Source organism: Paenibacillus sp. FSL H3-0302, assembly GCF_037982245.1.
Lineage (GTDB): Bacteria > Bacillota > Bacilli > Paenibacillales > Paenibacillaceae > Paenibacillus_AQ > Paenibacillus_AQ odorifer.
This window is the reverse complement of sequence record NZ_CP150284.1, coordinates 755,603-775,786: the sequence shown is the minus strand read 5'-3', so window position 1 is coordinate 775,786 and position 20,184 is coordinate 755,603. Positions and strand designations below refer to the sequence as shown.

18 protein-coding genes are annotated in these 20,184 nt (G+C 47.8%); 2 read left to right on the top strand and 16 right to left on the bottom strand.

The features are described from left to right. Positions 1-178: 178 nt before the first annotated feature. The 5 genes from MHH50_RS03400 to MHH50_RS03380 form a co-directional block, all read right to left on the bottom strand. A complete protein-coding gene (locus MHH50_RS03400; RefSeq protein WP_076305709.1) occupies positions 179-1,276 on the bottom strand; it encodes a DUF3048 domain-containing protein in 1,098 nt (365 codons plus the stop codon). Between the two features lie 204 nt (positions 1,277-1,480). Beyond that, positions 1,481-2,257, bottom strand: a complete 777-nt coding sequence (locus MHH50_RS03395; protein WP_038568677.1) for a class III extradiol ring-cleavage dioxygenase — start codon at positions 2,255-2,257, stop codon at positions 1,481-1,483. An 85-nt stretch (positions 2,258-2,342) separates the two neighbouring features. Next, complete coding sequence (locus tag MHH50_RS03390; RefSeq protein ID WP_076195105.1) at positions 2,343-3,173, bottom strand: alpha/beta fold hydrolase; 831 nt, start codon at positions 3,171-3,173, stop codon at positions 2,343-2,345. Between the two features lie 88 nt (positions 3,174-3,261). After that, the gene (locus MHH50_RS03385) at positions 3,262-3,735 is read right to left on the bottom strand and encodes a hypothetical protein (RefSeq protein ID WP_340033933.1); all 474 of its coding nucleotides are present in this window, start codon (positions 3,733-3,735) and stop codon (positions 3,262-3,264) included. Between the two features lie 327 nt (positions 3,736-4,062). Next, positions 4,063-4,263 carry a hypothetical protein gene (locus MHH50_RS03380; protein WP_036680885.1) on the bottom strand — a complete coding sequence of 67 codons (201 nt, stop codon included), beginning with the start codon at positions 4,261-4,263 and terminating at the stop codon, positions 4,063-4,065. A 183-nt stretch (positions 4,264-4,446) separates the two neighbouring features. Between MHH50_RS03380 and MHH50_RS03375 the strand changes: the two genes are divergently transcribed. Both MHH50_RS03375 and MHH50_RS03370 read left to right on the top strand, forming a co-directional pair. Then, positions 4,447-5,109 (top strand): DUF1129 family protein, encoded by a 663-nt coding sequence (locus MHH50_RS03375; protein ID WP_340033932.1) that lies wholly within the window; start codon positions 4,447-4,449, stop codon positions 5,107-5,109. Positions 5,110-5,159: 50 nt separating this feature from the next. Then, complete coding sequence (locus tag MHH50_RS03370; protein WP_081383423.1) at positions 5,160-6,098, top strand: hypothetical protein; 939 nt, start codon at positions 5,160-5,162, stop codon at positions 6,096-6,098. Positions 6,099-6,185: 87 nt separating this feature from the next. Here the strand turns inward: MHH50_RS03370 and ilvA are convergent, their stop codons facing one another. From ilvA to MHH50_RS03315, 11 genes are all read right to left on the bottom strand, one after another. After that, the gene (gene ilvA / locus MHH50_RS03365) at positions 6,186-7,448 is read right to left on the bottom strand and encodes a threonine ammonia-lyase IlvA (protein ID WP_076104158.1); all 1,263 of its coding nucleotides are present in this window, start codon (positions 7,446-7,448) and stop codon (positions 6,186-6,188) included. A 158-nt stretch (positions 7,449-7,606) separates the two neighbouring features. Then, positions 7,607-8,902, bottom strand: coding sequence for an SEC-C metal-binding domain-containing protein (locus MHH50_RS03360; protein ID WP_076279484.1), 1,296 nt, complete (start codon positions 8,900-8,902; stop codon positions 7,607-7,609). 287 nt (positions 8,903-9,189) lie between these two features. Beyond that, complete coding sequence (gene purD / locus MHH50_RS03355) at positions 9,190-10,455, bottom strand: phosphoribosylamine--glycine ligase (RefSeq protein WP_340033931.1); 1,266 nt, start codon at positions 10,453-10,455, stop codon at positions 9,190-9,192. A 23-nt stretch (positions 10,456-10,478) separates the two neighbouring features. Beyond that, a complete protein-coding gene (purH, locus tag MHH50_RS03350) occupies positions 10,479-12,026 on the bottom strand; it encodes a bifunctional phosphoribosylaminoimidazolecarboxamide formyltransferase/IMP cyclohydrolase (protein WP_340033930.1) in 1,548 nt (515 codons plus the stop codon). 206 nt (positions 12,027-12,232) lie between these two features. Then, positions 12,233-12,850 carry a phosphoribosylglycinamide formyltransferase gene (gene purN / locus MHH50_RS03345; RefSeq protein WP_076128467.1) on the bottom strand — a complete coding sequence of 206 codons (618 nt, stop codon included), beginning with the start codon at positions 12,848-12,850 and terminating at the stop codon, positions 12,233-12,235. Then, on the bottom strand, positions 12,850-13,890 hold the full coding sequence (purM, locus tag MHH50_RS03340; RefSeq protein ID WP_340034578.1) for a phosphoribosylformylglycinamidine cyclo-ligase: 1,041 nt from the start codon (positions 13,888-13,890) through the stop codon (positions 12,850-12,852). The genes purN and purM overlap by 1 nt, the downstream gene beginning before the upstream one ends. 552 nt (positions 13,891-14,442) lie before the next feature. After that, the gene (gene purF, locus MHH50_RS03335) at positions 14,443-15,939 is read right to left on the bottom strand and encodes an amidophosphoribosyltransferase (RefSeq protein WP_036680905.1); all 1,497 of its coding nucleotides are present in this window, start codon (positions 15,937-15,939) and stop codon (positions 14,443-14,445) included. Continuing rightward, positions 15,924-18,170: a phosphoribosylformylglycinamidine synthase subunit PurL gene (gene purL / locus MHH50_RS03330; protein WP_076282750.1), complete on the bottom strand. Its 2,247-nt coding sequence runs from the start codon at positions 18,168-18,170 to the stop codon at positions 15,924-15,926. Before purL ends, purF begins: the two co-directional genes overlap by 16 nt. Beyond that, a complete protein-coding gene (gene purQ / locus MHH50_RS03325) occupies positions 18,148-18,837 on the bottom strand; it encodes a phosphoribosylformylglycinamidine synthase subunit PurQ (protein ID WP_036680909.1) in 690 nt (229 codons plus the stop codon). The genes purL and purQ overlap by 23 nt, the downstream gene beginning before the upstream one ends. Positions 18,838-18,842: 5 nt before the next feature. Beyond that, positions 18,843-19,088: a phosphoribosylformylglycinamidine synthase subunit PurS gene (gene purS / locus MHH50_RS03320; RefSeq protein WP_340033929.1), complete on the bottom strand. Its 246-nt coding sequence runs from the start codon at positions 19,086-19,088 to the stop codon at positions 18,843-18,845. Positions 19,089-19,212: 124 nt separating this feature from the next. After that, complete coding sequence (locus tag MHH50_RS03315; protein WP_076279486.1) at positions 19,213-20,103, bottom strand: phosphoribosylaminoimidazolesuccinocarboxamide synthase; 891 nt, start codon at positions 20,101-20,103, stop codon at positions 19,213-19,215. Positions 20,104-20,184 lie beyond the last annotated feature (81 nt).

The window sequence follows — 20,184 nt, the reverse complement described above, 5'->3', positions numbered from 1 at the left end:
TTACCGTGAATACAGAGCCATTCATATGTAAAAAGCATGAAAATGAATGACAACCCTTGTTATCTTATCATATCCGTACAAGGTATAGAAGCTATAGAAATGAACTTTTTTACACTCTATTAACACATACCCATTATTCCGAACACAAATCTGTATAACACTGGATATTCCGACTTTCTTATGTTGTACCATCCGCCCCGCCATATACCACATGACTGCTAAATGAAGGCGCATTAGGGACCACCAAAATATGGGTAATTCCTTGATACATCAGCTCTTCTTTTCCATCCCTCACAAAGCGGATCACATCCTCTGGTTCACGCGACCATCTGCCTTTGGTGACCTGTCCCCGCTGAAAAAGCAACGCTTCCCCGCCAAGCTCCACATCAATCTGAAGTCTTCCGACATCATCAAGCACTTTGTGATCGGCTCCTATAACCATCACATTGGCCGCTTCCACCGGATTATCGTTATTTAGATCCAAATGAGGTTTGTCATTCACATAACGCTGATAGGTCTGACGTTTAGGATCATATTTATAGTCAACTTTATAACTTTTGAGCAGATAGTTTATGCTAAATTCAGCGGCTTTCTCTCCGTCCGCCGGTATGTAATCTGGATTGTTAAAAAGATACCCAGGTACCTTCACACTTTGCGCAAACCCAAGCTTCTCGGCACCTTCCCGCAGTTTGGCTGCGTTGCTGTACAGGTTATGTGGTGCTTTTCGCGCTTTATCCCGCCAAAAATAAGCTCCGGCACGGCCGATCTCGTCCATATCTTCTTTTTTCTCTTTTTGCAAAATGGCATAAGCCGCCGGACTCCCTCCGGCATGCACCGTCACACCGCCGTAGCTCTCGCCAATATCCAGCAGATAGGGGCGGATGCTGCGAATCGGTCCGATTTTCACCACACCTGTATGGCTCTGAAAAATACCAATCAAACGTGTGATGCCACCTTCGGCAAGAATCTCATACAAAATATCTGCTTCACTAACCCCCGATTGCGGCCGGGCGGCAGGAGCATTATTTATCATTACGGCCAAGGGACGTGGAAGACTGTCTTCAGAAACTGGAAGACCTGTTAATCCGGATACGAGCTCAGCAGCGGGATCAATAGTAGGTGAGGGTTGAATCGTTTCGATAGGCGTGGGCTCTGCGGTAGGCTGCTGTGTCGGGGTGATCTCATTATTTGCACTCTGTGTTCCGCAAGCGGAGAGCAATAGGGTGGTCAATACAATGGCAGATAATAGACGGGAAGAAGAGCAATTTACTTTCATAAGCTTGTAGTTCCTCCTAAACGTTTTATGAAACTCACTGATTCCTTCCATTTAATCACAGTCAGTCCCATTTGTCTTGATCACCTTCTCCCTTTTTTCATAGCAAGCATAAGGAAATTTTATATCATGGAATAGATAAATTCTTATATAAAAAAAAGGGTACAGCCATTGGGGCTGCACCCTGCGGGTCTCTTATTCATTCAGTTAGTCTAGCTTCCAGCAATTAAGACTTAATGTCCCATACTGATAAGCCTGAAAAATCCGCTCTGCCTTCCTGCTGCCATCCGCTGTTCCCATCGCGTAAAAGAGAGGTGCAAAATGCTCTCTTCCATAAGAAGGAACCGCATCGCGTACATGTGGAGCTTTTTTCTCATACGCAAAAAGTGAAGGCAAATCCCAGGCTTCTAGTCCCTTGGCAATCCAGGCATCGAATTCAAGTGCCCAATCCTCAGGCTGCTCACTTTCACTTAGCATCCGCAAGTTGTGAACAAGTCCACCGCTTCCAATCAGCAGTATGCCTTCGTCACGAAGCGGTGCTAACATCCGCCCGATATTGTACTGCTCCTTGGGAGAGCGCAGGGAATCGACGGATAAAGCAACTACCGGAATGTCGGCGTTCGGGAACATTTTTTTCAGTATCACCCAGACTCCATGATCGAGTCCTCGCCCCAGAACGGGCTGATGTGATAGATTGTTATCCTTGAAGAGCTCAGAAATCCGTCTTGTTAGGGCCGGATCGCCCGGGGCCGGATAGGTCAGCGTGTAAACTTCTTCAGGGAATCCGTAGAAGTCATGCTGTGTCTCGTGCAGTTCATCAACGGTAAGTAGCTGTTCAGGGCTATCCCAATGCGCTGAGAAAACTACTATACCGCGTGGCGCTTCAAGTTCTTGACCAAGCCGCTCCAGAAAACGGGTATACTCGTTATCCTCCAGTGCGAGGAGCGGAGAACCGTGCGCAATAAAAAATGACGGTAATTTCATAGGATGCCAACCTCCATAACCCAGTATATGGTGTGCATCTTTATTTTACCGCTTATTGCAAGTTAATGCGAATAAAAACCTTCTCCTAAATCATCCAATTCTGCCACTCTGTCTGCAGATGCTCTTGTTCGTTCATCCATTCTATAGTCCGCTTAAGCAGCTGCTGCTGCGCCGGTCCAGAAGAAAAGGTGTGATCCCCTTGAAAAATGATCTCTTTGTCGCAACGTCCTTCGGGACGTGTCCAGAACAGCTTCTGGTAAAGAAAAGCGTAATCCACCGGAATGACATCATCAGAGGTGCCATGAATGACGAGTACATCGCCGCTAAATTTGCTCGCTTCTTGGAAGGGCTGAAAAGCCGCCAAAGAATTAAAATATACCGGTGTAAACGAATAGCCCACATAATCCGCTGACCCATTCTTCACAGCACGATCATACGCCTCCCGCCCTACAATTTTCACAATATCATTGAAAGGATAACCAACAGAGGCCCATAACACGAGATTCTTCACGCGGCGATCGCGAATACTTGTCAGCAACGCCACCGCGCCACCCAGGCTATGGCCAATCAGCGTCACGCGCTGTGGGTCCACATCAGCAGAGCTAATTCCGTAATCAAGCACCGCTCTAGTCTGAGCGATCATCGATTCCATGTCTTCGCCGCCATAATTCCCGCTGCTCTCGCCGCAGCCCACATAATCAAAACGAATAACCATATATCCCTCTTGTGCCAGCTCACGAGCAGCCTTCACAAAAATCCGGTCTACGCCAATACGATTCCCCACAAATCCGTGGCAGATCACGGCTAATGGCAGTCTATCCTTGCAACGCGAAGAGGTTCCCTTCTCTTTGTTCGGGTAATGTATGCTCGCCGTCAATTCTTCTCCGTTATGCCGGATTACAATATTCCGTTCCATTGCCGCATCCTCCTATAATTATATTTATATTTATATTTATAATTTAATTTATTTTAATTTATTAGAATTCCGATTAACTTAGTATGAATTATAATCTAATTATAAAGATTTCGTTCATATTGTCAACAGCAAGGGGACAATTCTTAATAAACGCACGGAGTATTTGGGCATTAGAGTCTGCGCGACAATCAGGGTGTCCCGTAAGATATGAACATGACTCTAGGGCTCCCACGTCGAGTGGATTGAAACCGCCAATCCGGGATTCAGCAGCTCCCTCTAGTTCAGTAGCTTCATCGGACTCAGCGGCTACTTCGGACTCAGAAACTACATCGGACTCAGTAGCTCCTTCGGACTCAGTAACTACATCGGACTCAGCAGCTCCTTCGGACTCAGTAGCTTCATCGGACTCAGTAGCTCCTTCGGACTCAGTAGCTCCTTCGGACTCAGTAGCTCCAGCGGACTCAGTAGCTCCAGCGGACTCAGTAGCTCCTTCGGACTCAGTAGCTCCAGCGGACTCAGTAGCTCCAGCGGACTCAGAAGACCCTATTCGCAGATTTAGCACACTTTTTGAATTCTATCGGACCCCATAGTCGCTATCACCCTGTAAAACAGCAAATAAGAGCTACTTTTCGAGCAATAGCGTCACTGGGGTCCGAAACTGTACTGAAAAGGCGATAATTTGGCTAATAACGTCATCTGAGTCCGAAAGATGGATGCTACGACAACCGGGGGTCTGGGGGTGCTTGAGGTTTGGGTTTGGGTTTGGGTTTGGGTTTGGGTTTGGGTTCCGGGGTTTCAGAACCCCACCAAAAAACAAAGAGCAGCGATCCCCAGTATCGGAGGATCGCTGCTCTGTTGTTTTTTCGAGATGAATGACCAGGGTTGTTAATCAATCGTAGCTGTCGTTAAACATCTCATGGGTTTCATGGCTGCCTTCCCAATCCTTAAGCAAGCCCTCGGGAGCATCTTCCGCGGAATCCCACATGCTGAATCCATCGGAGCCGCCCCAATCCCCCATTGAATTATTGGGCGTAGGCTCGAAACCGTTGCCCATGGATCTTCCCTGTTCTTTCTTGTTCTCATGTTCCATAAAGCTCCCAACCTTTCCCAATGCTATATTGATCAAGCAACAACATTATCAGTGTTCACTCTTCTAAAAGGATTATGCATATCGCCATAGAAATGGTTGTCCTTGCGTAGACCTGTCATGCAAACGTATACTCTAGGTTAAAGACTATACCGATTAACAACACTGGAGGTTTACATCCAAATTATGAAAGTGAAAGATATGATTAAGGAAAATAACGCCCTGCGTGAGCAGTTGACGCCTTTCAATCGCTCCTATTTAGAAGATATGATTCTTGCGGTGCGGGCCAGTCGAATTGAACCCCTGCGCGGAGAAGAACTTTTGCTGGATGCGGCCAAGCTGATGTTGAAGGAACAACGTAAAGGGAAAAATGCCAAGCAAGTATTCGGCGAGAATCCGCACGATTATTTTAAAGAAATCATAGACAGTGTTCCCGGGCGCCCGGTGCGCAGTAAATGGAACTATTACTTGATGATTCCCTGCGCAGCTCTGACCTGTCTTTTTGGGATATTGGCAATCGGTGGACTCTTCTTCCAATGGACTGACGGTTCATCGGGAATGTTCGGACAGATCAGCCTTTTCACCCTGCTCGCTGTGGGAGTAGGCTCTATTATCTTAATTGAACTTATTATGAAATGGATGTCTTCCTTGTCGGAAAGCGATGCACCCAGTGCCAAACCTTTTGATATAAAAAGCCTTGGCATCTATATTGGCATCGCAGTAGCTGCTGTATTTATCGGTATGTTCCTCGATCGGTTATTTCCGGTCATTACAATATCCCCGTGGGTAAGCTTAATTCTGTGCATCATTGGGGGGTTGGGACTGAAGTTTATATTTTTCAAAAAATAAAGTTCTAGGCTGAAAATTTTATTCCATCCGATAGATAGGGGGAAACTTCCATGATTAAGAAGCATTATATTCTCTACTCCGTTCTAGCTATAGCCTTAGGGCTAGGCATAGTGCCCAGTGCTATTCACGCCGAAGGTGCTACCAGCCCTCCTGGGGAAGGCGCTAAGGCAATAACCCAAGCAGCTAGCAATAATCATGCAGAGGCTGTCTATAAAGCTGCGTTACCGCTGTTATCTACCTCTGACAAGTTACCCGAAGCCATAAAATATTTGAACTCCAATATGTATGCGGTAGGTTCGTATCGTGCAACAATGATGACGCTGAAGCTTGAGAATCTGCATAAAGCTGCGCTGCAAGCCTGGGAAAGTAAATTCAGTACCAGCACTGTCCAGCGGAAGCTCACCGCCATTTATAAAGCAGGCGCCAGCATGTCTTCTCTTGCCGCTATTACCGATGATCTCCAGCTGCGTACACTGCTGAAAAGTGCCAGCGAAAGCGGATATAAGCTGGAGACCGCAGAGGGTACTTTTTTCCCGGTGATCGATTATGGGGCTTACCGCAAGTATAAGCTATACGTCACCAATGATATCAGCGCTTATATAACCATTATGGCCACCGAATCGGACCTGCCCTCTTCCAAGGACAACGGGCTAGTTATCGCCTGGACTGAGGTAGCAGCCAGAGCTTTATCTCAAGAGCAATTCATTCAAAATCATCCGAAATCAAACCGAATTTCTGCTGTAAAAGCCTTGTATACTAAGTACGTGAATAATACGTTTTACGGCCAGAATAACACTCCTCTCTTCCATTATGACAATCTGGAAATGGATTTGGAGGCGCAAAAGGCTTACTCCAGTATTCTGACCAAAAATAATGACAACAGCCCATTTCTACAAAAGCTGGATAGCTTCATGAAATTAATGAAAGATAATAGCTATAAATTGACCGATGAGGTCGAGCAATATCGTAAGACTTCGTTACCTCTCTAATAAAGAAATCACAAAAGCCCGTCCCTGAAATGAATAGGGACGGGCTTGTTTATGTTCATTAACGTGATTATGAAGTGGATGCGAGAATTAAATAAGGATGTTAAAGAGATTAGAATCCTTATTGATCTCTACATAATCGACGCCCTTCTGCTGCATCCGTTCGATGAGAGGTTCGTAGGCATCCGTTGACAATAATTCAATGCCAACAAGCGCGGGACCATTTTCTTTATCATGCTTCTTGATATACTCGAAACGGGTAATATCATCGTGAGGTCCAAGGATTTCGCCCAAGAACTCACGCAGCGCACCTGCCCGTTGCGGGAAGTTCACCATGAAATAGTGTTTTAAGCCTTCGTAAATCAATGAACGCTCTTTGATCTCCTGCATCCGGTCAATATCGTTGTTGCCGCCGCTTATGATACAGACAACTGTTTTGCCGCGGATTTGATCACGATATTGATCAAGCGCTGCGATAGGCAGCGAACCTGCTGGCTCAACCACTATGGCATTCTCGTTATATAGTTCCAGAATCGTGGTACAAGCTTTACCTTCAGGCACCATCACGATGTCATCCAGATGACGGGAACAAATATCGTACGTCAATCCGCCAACACGTTTTACAGCCGCTCCGTCCACGAACTTATTAATTTCCTTTAGAGTCACCACTTCTCCAAGCTTAATCGCTTCCGTCATAGAAGCTGCTCCGAGTGGCTCCACACCAATCAACTTGGTAGAAGGACTAACTGTCTTCACATAGGTGGCTATGCCCGCTGCCAGGCCGCCTCCACCAATGGTTACGAACATAAAGTCTGCAGGGTTGTCCAGACTCTCCATCACTTCCATTGCAATGGTGCCGTTGCCCGCAATGATTCGTGGCTCATCAAAGGGATGGATCAACGTCATCCCATGATCTATACAAGCTTGCAGTGCTTCATCATAAGCGTCATCAAAGGTATCGCCCTTCAGAATGACCTCAACAAACTCACCGCCGAACCGCCGAACCTGCTTAACCTTCTGGTTAGGCGTAGTGCTTGGCATATAGACCTTGCCTTTAATTCCAAGCGCTTTACAGGAATAGGCTACGCCTTGTGCATGGTTGCCCGCACTCGCACAGACAATCCCTTTTGCTCTATCTTCTGCTGACAAACTACGAATCATATTATAAGCTCCGCGGATTTTGAAAGAACGTACAATCTGCAAATCCTCGCGCTTCAAATACACATCACAATCATACTTGGCTGACAATACAGCATCACGTTGTAGAGGTGTCCGGATTATGACTTCACGCAGTACGTGATGAGCCCGCACAATATCTTCCATTCCTACGATTCGGTCTTCCTCTTCTCTCATAACCCTCTCGCCTCACTATCTATCTGTTATTCTACTTCTTGTAACATACTCTCCCGAGGACATTTTTTCAAGCATCCTAATCAGTGATAAAGAAAAAGAGACTAAAGGAACCCTATAGTCTCTTACTAATATTTGCTATCCCTACGCTATGAAACCTACTAGTCCTGTTGCTTCAGCATCCACTTCACCAGGTCTGGTAAGCTTGTCCACAAACGTGAATGTACAATAACATATTCGATAGCCTCGTTAGCGTCACCCACGCCTACAAAATCAGGCAGGTTATGCGGCAATCTTTTGATACCTAACAGATAATCTGGCACATGCTTGTTCACATTCTTCGCCACGCGGTATAGCATTTTGAGCTGGGAAGTAATCCCGTTCTTCTTATATTCTAAAACCATACGGTCATATGCTACTGTTGCTGCTGCATCCTTGCCGAACTTCTCCAGTACCTTCTCGGTCTTCTTAAGCTTATTAGTGTAAAGGTACGTTGCCGTTAGAAGGTAACGTGCACCTGTGTTATCTTCTGGGTTCAATTCTAGAATGTGCTCCAGCGTCTTTTGAGCTTCTTCTGCGTTTCCGCTAAACCAGCAGGAGTCAGCGTAGCTTTTGCAGATTCGAATGTACGAACGTGTCTCGTAAAGACCCCAGAAATGTCCTTTGTTCTCAGTGAAAAAGGCTTCTCCAAGCTCACGCGCACCCGCTTCCATCCCTGCTTTCAGATAAGCACGGGCATCTGCTTCATTCTCGGCTTCCTCAGCCAAAATGAGATAGGCGTCCGGACTGTCCGGATAAACTTCCAATGCCGCTTCTGCTAGCTGGATCCGGCGATTGGATGCTTTAGTTTCCATTGCTTTTTGCAGCAAAGCCTGTTCCTGATCCTTCGGAGTGCCTGAAGCGTTGAGCAAAAGTAATTCTTCCTCTGCCCCGCCCATGCCGTACTGTTCGATATAATTAAGCATCTCTTTAACTTTTCTGGAGATGGTAGGTGCAGTAACCTCATGTTTGATCGCTAGATCAGCTTGAGTTTGAAGGAATCCATATTCCTCAGACAAGATAAACTCGATAGCTGCACAGAAGGAGCCCATTTTCTTCACTGCAGGCTTGATGTGACGGGAATAACCATTCCATAGAACCAGACCTTCCCAGATTAGCTCCCGGTCATAGCTGTCTCTCATGGTCTCAATAAGATGCAGAGCCAATTGTTCATGCGCCGGATGCTCCCATTTCAGATCACGTGACACCTTTTTTTTGAGCGTAGTTAGGGTAAGCTTAGCTTCAGGAATTGCTGCCGCTTCTGGTTTCTCGGCCACAGCCACAGTAGCAGCGGATTCTTCCGTTGTTACCAGTCGCATGATGGATTCCACTGCAGAAGTTTCTTTCCCTAGGCAGCATTTCTTATATTTTTTCCCGCTTCCGCAAGGACACATATCATTTCTTCCAATCTTACTCAAAACGAATTCCCCCTTAAATCTGTGAGTAGCCATTCGCCATAAGCGTATCGCTAGTATGCACTATAAGTATCAACATTTTCAGGCACGAGGCATCCTTTATAAGGTTACTGCACAAAGTCTGAAGGACTCCGATTTAAAAGGGCCTTCCCATGATCGGAAAGGCCCTTATCTGTATATATCCGCACATTTTCCCCCGTACGTGTAGTATTATAGCACTTCTTCTATCACTTGTCAGTCCTTTTTTAGGACTTAAAGCGCAAAAAATTGCTAGATACAGTGCTTTATCCTTATACCAGAGCCTTCATAGCGATGTCGCTGCGATTCTGTTTCCCGGAAAAAGAGACTCCTTCAGCCCTAGCATAGGCTGCTGAACGAGCTTCGGCAATCGTAGCACCCAGGCCTACCACGCCTAAGACCCGTCCGCCGTTCGTTACCCAGCTGCCATCTGCCCCCCGTGCTGTACCGGCATGGAAGATCAGCCCTCCTTGGCTGTCCTCAAGCCCTTCGATCGGCACTCCCTTAGGATAAGAGCCTGGATATCCTCCAGAAGCGAGAACCACGCACACCGCTGCTTCGTCGCTCCATTCAATGTCGATATCCGCAAGTCTGCCCTCGGTTACTGCCAAAAAGATTTCTAACAAGTCGCTCTTCAATCTAGGCAGCACGACCTGTGTCTCCGGATCCCCAAACCGGGCATTAAATTCGATGGTCTTTGGTTTACCTTCTGGAGAAATCATCAGCCCTGCGAACAAAACGCCGCTGAAAGAACGGCCTTCAGCTACCATAGCCTTGGCTGTTGGCTTAATGATGGTCTCAATCGCTTCTTGGATAATCGCCTCGTCGATATGCGGCAGAGGCGAATAGGTACCCATTCCACCGGTATTAGGACCTTTATCTCCATCGTAAGCGGGCTTATGATCCTGAGCGGCAGCCATCGGACGAACTGTCTCTCCATCAACAAAAGCCAAAATCGACATTTCCTGACCCGCTAGGAACTCTTCAATGACAACCTGAGCACCAGCCTCACCAAACACTTTGGTTACCATAATATCAGCTAGTGCCTGCTCTGCCTCTTCCCGTGAATAGGCAACGGTCACGCCTTTTCCTGCGGCAAGCCCATCTGCCTTGATTACGATCGGCAGCGGTTGCTCGCGTAAGTAAGCCAGTGCAGCTTCATAGCCATCAAATTTTTCATAGGCTGCTGTCGGAATATTATATTTGTGCAAAAGATCCTTCATAAAGGTTTTGCTGCCTTCGATCTCAGCTGCATTCTTACGTGGACCAAACACAGGAATAGCCTGTGTTTCAAAAGCATCCACAATGCCCCCTGCTAACGGATCATCCGGTCCGATTACAACAAGACCTACTTCCTTCTCTTTGGCAAAAGCCGTCAGACGGTCGAACTCAAACACACCGATAGGCACACATTCTGCTAGCTGCGCGATCCCGGCGTTGCCGGGTGCGCAATAGATTTTACCAACCTTGGGGCTTTGGGACAGGCTCCAAATAATCGCATGCTCCCGGCCGCCGCCGCCAACCACTAAAATATCCATTAGAATAAAATCCTCCCAGCGTTCTAGTGTTTGAAATGACGGACGCCTGTGAAGACCATAGCAATTCCATACTCATTCGCGACCTTGATCGATTCTTCATCTTTAATGGAGCCGCCTGGCTGAATAACTGCGGTAATGCCTGCTTTAGCTGCCATTTCAAGTGTATCTCCCATTGGGAAGAAGGCGTCAGAGGCAAGGACTGATCCTTTGGACTTCTCGCCAGCTTGTTCAATCGCAATTTTTGCCGCGCCAACGCGGTTCATTTGCCCTGCACCTACGCCAACTGTCATATCATCCGCCGCTAATACAATCGCATTAGATTTCACATGCTTAACTACCTTCCAGCCGAACAACAGCTGTTTCAATTCTTCTTCGGTTGGCTTACGGTCCGTAACAACTTGCAGATCATCCGGGTTCACAGAATGCACATCGCTCTCCTGTACAACCATTCCTCCATCAATAGAGGTGACTACGAAGCTGCTCTTACGCGCGCTAGCCGTGCTAAGATTGCCGATTTTGAGCAAACGCAGGTTCTTTTTCTTCGTAAGGATTTCCAGTGCTTCATCCGTAAACCCTGGCGCCAATACGATTTCGAGGAAAATCTCTTTCAGCAGATTAGCAGTGTCTGCATCGATAATCCGGTTAGCGGCTACAATTCCGCCAAAGATAGAGGTTGGGTCTGCGTTGTAAGCTTTTTGATAAGCTTCGTATACACTTTCACCGACACCTACACCACAAGGATTCATATGTTTAATGGCTACGACAGCAGGTTCTTCAAATTCTTTCACGATTTGCAGCGCTGCGTTAGCATCGTTGATATTGTTGTAGGATAATTCTTTGCCATGCAATTGCTCAGCTGCTGTAAGAGTATCCCCCGCAGCCAAAGGCTTGCGATAGAAAGCCGCTTTTTGATGCGGATTCTCGCCATAGCGCAGATCCTGAATTTTCTCATAAGTCACGGTGTAGCGCTCAGGAAGCGGTTCGCCAGTAACATTAGCCAAATAATCGGAAATTAAGGCATCGTAAGCCGCCGTATGACGGAACACTTTTGCCGCAAGACGTTTGCGTGTTTCCAGCGTTGTATCTCCACCTGCGCGAACCTCTTCAAGCACTGTAGCATAGTCGTTAGCATCTACCACTACACTTACAAAAGCATGGTTCTTCGCCGCAGAACGCAGCATCGTCGGTCCGCCGATATCGATATTCTCGATGGCTTCTTCATACGATACATCCGGTTTAACAATGGTTTCCGCGAACGGATACAGATTTACTACTACCAGATCAATGTAGTCCAGACCAAGCTCTTTCATTTGACGCGTGTGTTCCTCATTGTCACGAACCGCTAGCAATCCGCTGTGTACAGCCGGGTGCAAGGTTTTGACACGTCCATCCATGATTTCCGGGAATCCTGTAACATCGGAAATACCGATGACTGGAACACCTTCCTTAGCCAAAAGCGTGCTTGTTCCACCTGTGGAAATAATCTCTACGCCTAATGCAGACAACTCGCGGCAAAAATCCACGATACCTTGTTTATCCGATACGCTAACTAGCGCTCTTTTGATACTCACTTTGAATAGTCCTCCTTCGGGTTGTACGTGCGATTTAATGTGATGACATCTAAAAGCTTGGGAAATTACTATAAGAAAGAATCTGACTCTATTACCTACTACACGACACATAATGCCGCTTATGCAATATTTCCCGAGAAATACCCTGAAATCTCTCCGCCTGTCACCAAATGTCGATCCAAAACTTCGAATGGCTACAGTGTGGCTTACTTTTCGCGGATAATCGTCTTTCTTCCACTCAGTTCCACTTTCCCGCTGGCAAAAGCGCCAACCACTTCAGGGTACAACTCATACTCAACCTTATGAATCCGTTCCGCCAATGAATCTGCCGTGTCGTTATCCAACACAACTACGCTACGCTGAGCAATAACCGGCCCGGTATCCATACCTCCATCGACAAAATGCACAGTGACTCCCGTCAGCTTCACGCCATAATCCAGCGCTTGTCCGATCGCATCCTTTCCAGCAAAAGCAGGCAGCAGCGATGGGTGAATGTTAATAATCCGACCCGCATACGGCGTTAAAAGCACTGGTGTAATGAGGCGCATATACCCTGCCAACACAACCAGCCCGATTTCCCGCCGCTGAAGCTCTGCTACAATCTCTGCTTCGTAGAGTTCACGGCTGGCGAAGTCTTTTGGCCGCAGCAAGAGGGCGGGAATTCCCGCATCCTCCGCACGTTGTGCTACAGGCGCTTCCGGCTTGTCCGAGACAAGCAATTCAATCCTGCCGTCTCCAAGCAAACCTGCTTTCTGTGCCTCGATCAGTGCTGCAAAATTGCTGCCCTGCCCCGAAGCAAAAACAGCGATTCGACTTGATTGCATCACACTTCAGCTCCAGTAAAGGTTACTTTGCGTTCCCCTTCTGTTACTTTACCAATGATATACGCCTCTTCTCCGCTAGCTTTAAGCAGTTCAAGAGCGCGTTCTCCATCAGCAGCGCTAACTACCAGAACAAGACCAATTCCCATATTAAAAGTAGTGAACATATCACGGTTGCTTACGTTACCTTTGTTCTGCATCAACCCGAAGATTGGCAGAATCGGCCACGATCCGTAATTGATCTCCACATCTACATTATCAGGCAATACGCGTGGGATATTCTCGATGAATCCGCCACCCGTAATATGAGCCATACCTTTTACCGGAAGCTGCTCCAGCAGTGCCAGCAAAGGCTTCACATAAATCTTAGTTGGTGCAAGGAGTACATCCGCCAGCGGAGCACCAAGCTCAGGAAGCACGTCATTCAGGCTATAACCCTCTTGCTCAAGCAAAAGCTTGCGCACCAGCGAGAAGCCATTGCTGTGCACACCACTGGAAGCCAGACCAATCACTGTGTCTCCAGCAGCGATGTTAGCGCCTGTTACCAGCTTCGCTTTGTCAGCTACGCCCACTGTGAATCCAGCAATATCATATTCACCTGCTGAATACATACCCGGCATCTCAGCCGTTTCGCCGCCAATCAGTGCACAACCCGCTTGGTGACAGCCTTCAGCGATTCCGGCTACGATAGCCTCGATTTTCTCCGGCACCACTTTGTCGCAAGCCAGATAGTCGAGGAAAAAGAGTGGCTCTGCGCCTTGCACTACAATGTCGTTCACGCACATAGCTACAGCATCGATGCCAATCGTATCATGGCGATCCGCCGCGAACGCGATTTTGAGCTTTGTGCCTACACCATCGGTTCCCGATACAAGCACTGGCTCTTCATATTTATCTTTATTGAGGCCAAACAGCGCTCCGAACCCACCAAGATCCGTCATTACTTCTGGACGGTAAGTACGTTTTACGTGCTTTTTCATGCGTTCTACCGCTTCATTACCAGCCGCAATATCCACTCCGGCGTTTTTATAAGCTTCCGACACTATTGGACACCTCATCTTTTAATAGTTTAGAGCGCGTTTGGGCGCATTCGGCTTTTGGGTGGTTGTAGGGGAGTTACTGCGAGGAATGTTTGGACTTCCGATCGCTGTTATGGTTGGATTTCCTGATTCGAACCGCTCTTCGCGGTAGAAATCCAACCATAAAGGCGAACGCTACGCTTCTACAGTTCCAAACTTCCTCTCCATAACTCCCTCCAACCACCGGTTTGTCCCTATTGCAAGCCGCAGTGCGCGCCTTGCACACGGACCTCAAGACCTCGGTGCATGAGCTGCGCCATGCACCTCCTTAAGCGAGACAAGCGGCCCTCGTATTTGCGAAGCAAACAGAGGGAAGCTTGGCGAGCCAGTCCCGGCGGCGGATGCAGCGGGGGGCGGAGCCGTGTCCCGTCCGTGCGCAGCACACAGGGACAAAGCGAGCACTCGTACCCAAGTCTTCTTAGCAAGTTATAACCTAACTCCTACCGCCGAGCTTTCGGGTGGCCGGAGGGCAGAGCCCTTCGGAATCCCCCTTTGAAAGGGGGACTTAGGGGGATGTCAACACGAGCAGCCATCTTTCTCTGCCCCGCCAAAATCCACCTGCGTCGGGTAATCATTATCAAAGCAAGAAAGGCAAAGTCCGCCTTTATAGTCATCTTTGTTGTGTCCACCAATGGAAGAGATTAAGCCTTCCGGCGACAAAAATGCCAAGGAATCGGCGTTGATCTCTTCGCACATTTCCTCAATGGTCTTGTAGGACGCGATGAGGTCGCGGCGGTCTGGTGTATCAATGCCGTAGAAGCAAGGATTCTTGAACGGTGGCGAAGTAATCCGCACATGCACTTCAACAGCTCCCGCTTCCCTAAGCAGATTGACGATTCGGCGTGAGGTCGTGCCACGAACGATAGAATCATCGATCATAACGACACGTTTGCCATCAACTACGCTGCGCACGGCGCTCAGCTTCATCTTCACACCTTGCTCACGCAGTTCTTGGCTCGGCTGGATGAAGGTCCGTCCAGTGTACTTATTCTTAATGAGCCCAAGCTCATAAGGAATTCCCGTTTGCTCGGCATACCCGATGGCTGCTGAAATACTGGAATCCGGCACCCCGGTTACAAGATCAGCATCGACAAAAGCTTCCAGTGCCATGCGGCTACCCATCCGCTTACGGGCGGAGTGCAGGTTAGAGCCGTTCATATCACTGTCTGGGCGTGAGAAGTAAATATACTCCATCGCGCACAGCGCTTTACGTTTGGGTTCGGTAAAACGGTCCTCCAAGAGACCGTTTTTGTCGAGGACTAGCAGTTCGCCCGGCTCAATATCACGAACCAGCTGTGCCCCAATGACCTCTAATGCGCAGGACTCGGAAGCAAAAATATACGCTTCACCAATCCGTCCCATCACTAGCGGACGCAAGCCATGGGAATCTGAAGCGACAATTAACTTATCATTTGTCATAAGCAGAAAAGCAAACCCGCCAACGAGCTGCTGCAGCGCATCTTTTGCCGCCTCAACAAAATCCTTTGGCGAACGGGCAATCAGATGCGCCAGCACTTCTGTATCACTCGTAGTTTGAAAGATCGATCCGCTTTGCTCCAGCTGTTTGCGGATCAACGGTTCATTTACTATGTTGCCGTTCGTAGCAATCGCCAAATCGCCGTCACGATATTTAAATACCAGTGGCTGCGCATTGGTTAAGCGACTGTCTCCACTAGTGGAATAACGTACATGCCCAATGGACATGTCTCCAACCAATGAGGCAATTTTGTCCTTGTCGAATACTTCTTTTACTAACCCCATCCCGCGGTGATAGTTGAAATCGCGACCGTCTGCTACGCAGATTCCCGCACTTTCTTCTCCACGGTGTTGTAAGGCGTGTAAGCCGTAATAAGACATGGACGCCGCTTCCGGGTGTCCGAAGACCCCGAAAACGCCGCATTCTTCTTTTAATGTGTCAAAAATATCTCCCGAGCCCGTTCCTTCATTGTAAAAGTCACCAGTCCACAGGATAGGAGTCTCCTGCTCTTTCCCGGTCTTTATTTCATAAGACATGGAATAGCATCCTCCCAAACGAATTTCAATTCTGCTACAGCTTCATCTAGTGCGGACACACCGTCCAGATTTACGCGCAGTCTGTCTCCACCTACAGTTCCGATGATCTCCACGGGAACACCGCTGGCTGCAATCGCTGCTTTCAGCTCTTCCGCACGTTCAGGAGCGGCTGTCAGCACAATGCGTGATTGGCTTTCGCTGAACAATGCTACATCAGATCTAAGAGCGTTAGCTGAAAGCTCAACGTTCGCTCCGATTCCGCCGCTGATACAGCTCTCTGCAAGCGCTACGGCAAGTCCACCTTCGGACAAGTCATGTGCGGAACGAACCAGACCGCCACGAATTGAGGTAAGGACTGCGTTCAGCAGTTTTTTCTCAGTAGCCAAATCCAAAGCCGGAGGACGACCCTCGGTCACACCATGAACAGCATATTGGAATTCACTGCCGCCCAGCTCAGCCTTGGTCACTCCCAGCAGAAGAATAGAATCTCCTTCTTGCTTGAACCCTTGAGTCGTAATATGATCCGTGTCCGCTACTAAACCAACCATGCCGACAACCGGCGTTGGATAGATGGAACCCGTAGTATTTTCGTTATAAAGACTGACATTACCACCGATAACCGGAGTATCCAGCACACGACATGCTTCAGCCATACCATCAACCGCACGCTCCATTTGCCAGAACACATCAGGCTTCTCAGGATTTCCAAAGTTCAGATTATCCGTGATAGCCAGCGGTTCAGCACCGGAACAAACGATGTTACGTGCCGCTTCGCTGACTGCAATACGTCCGCCCACTTCAGGATCAAGATGAACATAACGGCCATTACAGTCTGTAGTCATCGCAAGTCCTTTACGAGTACCATGAATGGTAACTACAGCCGCGTCAGATCCAGGACGTACAGCTGTGCTCGTCCGCACCATGTAATCGTATTGATTGTATACCCATGCTTTACTTGCTACGGTTGGTGATCCAAGTACTGTACGCAATGCACCGCCCAGATCCGTAACTTCCTCATAACGAAGGGTATCTACCTTTTCATTCGCAATATAATAAGCAGGAACCTCAGAAGGTTTGTTATATACTGGACACTCATCCACAAGCGCCGTTACTGGCATGTCACCAACAACCTCGCCGTGATGATACAATTTCAAGCGACCATCATCCGTAACTTTACCGACTTTACAGCAGATAACACCCCAGCGGTCAAAAATCTCTTGTGCCTGGGCCTCATCCTTCGGCTCAACGACGAACAACATCCGTTCTTGTGATTCTGAAAGCATCATTTCGTAAGGCGTCATGCCCTCTTCACGTTGTGGCACCTGATCAAGATACAGCTCCAGACCGTTGCCTGCTTTACTTGCCATCTCCGCACTAGAGCATGTAAGACCCGCTGCACCCATATCCTGAATCCCGATAACGATGCCGCTGTCGATCAGTTCTAGACAAGATTCCATTACGAGCTTTTCCATAAATGGATCGCCGACCTGTACAGCGGTACGTTTAGCTTCTGATTCCTCACTAAGCTCTACCGATGCAAAAGTGGCACCATGAATTCCATCACGACCTGTAGGAGGACCTACATAGAAGACTGGGTTGCCAACACCCTTAGCTACACCACGTTGGATTTTGTCATGATCAATTAGACCGACACACATTGCGTTAACAAGCGGGTTACCGTCATAGCTATCATCGAACATGATTTCGCCGCCAACCGTTGGAATCCCGATACAGTTACCATAACCGGCAATACCAGACACAACATGCTCGAACAAATACTTCACTCGATCACTTTCCAGCTTCCCGAAACGTAGTGAATTGAGGATTGCGATAGGTCTGGAGCCCATGGAGAAAATATCACGAATGATCCCGCCCACACCCGTTGCCGCACCTTGGAAAGGTTCTACCGCTGAAGGGTGGTTATGACTTTCGATTTTGAAAACAACCGCTTGGTTGTCACCGATATCTACAATCCCTGCACCCTCGCCAGGTCCCATCAGGACACGTGGTCCGGAAATTGGGAAACGTTTCAGGAGGGGTTTGGAGTTCTTATAGGCACAGTGCTCGGACCACATTACGCTGAATACGCCGATTTCAGTGTAGTTCGGCAAACGTCCCATAAAAGACTTGATCAGCTCATATTCGCTGTCCGACACACCGAACTGGCTGTAAATTTTCTGCTCCGCAATCTGTTCTGCGGTCGGTTCCTTAACGGATACTTGCTGCGTCATGACGATCCCTCCAAGTCTTCAGTATGGATGTAAACATTCTTTTGCCGTCTTCTGAACCAAGTAAACTATTAGCCGCACGCTCAGGGTGAGGCATCATGCCAACCACGTTCCCTTGTACGTTACTAACACCCGCAATATCGGCTACGGAGCCGTTAGGATTATCGCTATAGGTAAACACGATCTGATTGTTAGCTTTCAGCTCTGCTAAAGTCTCGTCATCACAGTAGTAGTTGCCTTCACCGTGTGCGATTGGGATGATGATTTCTTCATCTTTAGCATAGTCAATAGTAAATGGGGTTTCATTATTAACAACCTTAAGCACTGTATCGTGACAGCGGAACTTCATCGACATGTTGCGGCGAAGCGCACCTGGCAGCAAACCAGCCTCAGTAAGAATTTGGAACCCATTGCAAATGCCTAGCACATATTTCCCTTGCTCTGCTGCTTTAGCAACTTCCGCCATAACAGGAGCAAATCTCGAAATCGCGCCACAGCGCAGGTAATCACCATATGAGAATCCGCCTGGAACCAAAATGCAATCATACGCCGACAAATCCGTCGCTGTATGCCACACATAATCGACTGGTTCGCCGAGACTGTCCTCTACCGCCTTGTAGCAATCAATATCACAGTTGGAGCCTGGGAAGACAAGTACAGCAAATTTCATGTCGTTTAGTCCTCCAATTCGTAGCGGTAATCCTCGATCACCGTGTTGGCAAGTAGCTTTTCGCACATTTCCTTGAGACGAACTTCCGCTTCAGCACGGTTATCCGTATCCAAAGTCAGCTCCATATATTTCCCGATACGCAAGCTTTCAACTTCTTGGAAGCCTACCGAATGAAGTGCTCCTTGTACTGCTACCCCTTGTGGATCAAGAACGCTTTTCTTTATGGTGACATATACCTTCGCTTTTAACATATGCTTGTAGTTCCTCCTAAATTTTAATGAGCATACCCTCTGAAACTGAAATTCTACAATGAGTACATTTAGCTTCAAAAATATATACTGAATTTATTCCCATGAGTGCACACACTATGTTGAACTATAAAGACTTGCCAGTAAGACGATGATAAATGTCCAGATAACGCCGTGTAGTTTCTTCTACTACTTCCAGTGGGAGCGGATCAGGTTTACTATTCTTGTCCCAGGAAGATGCAGATAGATACGTACGAACAGGCTCTTTATCCATACTATCAATTTCAATATCAAGCGCGTATTTATCCTTAGCCCAGAAGCGGGAAGCATCCGGTGTAAAAATCTCATCGATCAGAATCACCTTACCGTCCAACAAGCCGAATTCGAATTTGCAGTCCGCAAGAATGATCCCACGCTCAGCACAATACTCTCTAGCAAAAGCGAACAGCTTTAAGCTCTTTTCCTGCAGCTCAAGCGCCAGATCAGCTCCGATTAATTCCTGCATTTTCTCAAACGGAATATCCTCATCGTGACCTACATCATTTTTAGCCGCAGGAGTAAAAATCGGTTCTGCCAGCAGCGCGTTTTTGCGGAGGTTAGCAGGAAGTTCAATACCATTTACCTTGCCGGTTTCTTGATACTGTCTCCAGCCGCCGCCAGTGATGCATCCACGCACTACGCATTCGATATCAATACGCTCAGCTTTGCGTACCACCATGACACGGTTTCTGAGAGCCTCTTTGTCCTTAACTACGTCGCCGAGCAGATCCACATCGATATGAACGACATGATTCTCCATCAGCTCTTTAGTCTGTCCGAACCAGAACGCGCTCAGACGGTTAAGCACATTGCCCTTTTCAGGGACTGCCGGGTCCAGCACATAGTCAAAAGCAGATATCCGATCTGTAACTACGATCAGTACATTTTCCCCTAAATCGTATAGCTCACGAACCTTCCCTTTGTAGAGCAGCGGCGCATTGATGAGTTCCACGGCTGTGGATACGGCCGATGATGTCATGACCTTTCCTCCCTTGAACTAATGATCTTCCTAAGTTGGGCTGGTCTAGGAGGAAGCACTTCCGAGGAATGTTTGGACTTC

Excerpts from the sequence above, each read along its gene's own strand:
- MHH50_RS03400 (WP_076305709.1), bottom strand. The coding sequence starts at position 1,276 with ATGAAAGTAAATTGCTCTTCTTCCCGTCTATTATCTGCCATTGTATTG.
- MHH50_RS03395 (WP_038568677.1), bottom strand. The coding sequence starts at position 2,257 with ATGAAATTACCGTCATTTTTTATTGCGCACGGTTCTCCGCTCCTCGCA.
- MHH50_RS03390 (WP_076195105.1), bottom strand. The coding sequence starts at position 3,173 with ATGGAACGGAATATTGTAATCCGGCATAACGGAGAAGAATTGACGGCG.
- MHH50_RS03380 (WP_036680885.1), bottom strand. The coding sequence starts at position 4,263 with ATGGAACATGAGAACAAGAAAGAACAGGGAAGATCCATGGGCAACGGT.
- MHH50_RS03375 (WP_340033932.1), top strand. The coding sequence starts at position 4,447 with ATGAAAGTGAAAGATATGATTAAGGAAAATAACGCCCTGCGTGAGCAG.
- MHH50_RS03370 (WP_081383423.1), top strand. The coding sequence starts at position 5,160 with ATGATTAAGAAGCATTATATTCTCTACTCCGTTCTAGCTATAGCCTTA.
- ilvA (WP_076104158.1), bottom strand. The coding sequence starts at position 7,448 with ATGAGAGAAGAGGAAGACCGAATCGTAGGAATGGAAGATATTGTGCGG.
- purD (WP_340033931.1), bottom strand. The coding sequence starts at position 10,455 with ATGGATATTTTAGTGGTTGGCGGCGGCGGCCGGGAGCATGCGATTATT.
- purN (WP_076128467.1), bottom strand. The coding sequence starts at position 12,850 with ATGCAATCAAGTCGAATCGCTGTTTTTGCTTCGGGGCAGGGCAGCAAT.
- purF (WP_036680905.1), bottom strand. The coding sequence starts at position 15,939 with ATGTCTTATGAAATAAAGACCGGGAAAGAGCAGGAGACTCCTATCCTG.
- purL (WP_076282750.1), bottom strand. The coding sequence starts at position 18,170 with ATGACGCAGCAAGTATCCGTTAAGGAACCGACCGCAGAACAGATTGCG.
- purQ (WP_036680909.1), bottom strand. The coding sequence starts at position 18,837 with ATGAAATTTGCTGTACTTGTCTTCCCAGGCTCCAACTGTGATATTGAT.
- purS (WP_340033929.1), bottom strand. The coding sequence starts at position 19,088 with ATGTTAAAAGCGAAGGTATATGTCACCATAAAGAAAAGCGTTCTTGAT.
- MHH50_RS03315 (WP_076279486.1), bottom strand. The coding sequence starts at position 20,103 with ATGACATCATCGGCCGTATCCACAGCCGTGGAACTCATCAATGCGCCG.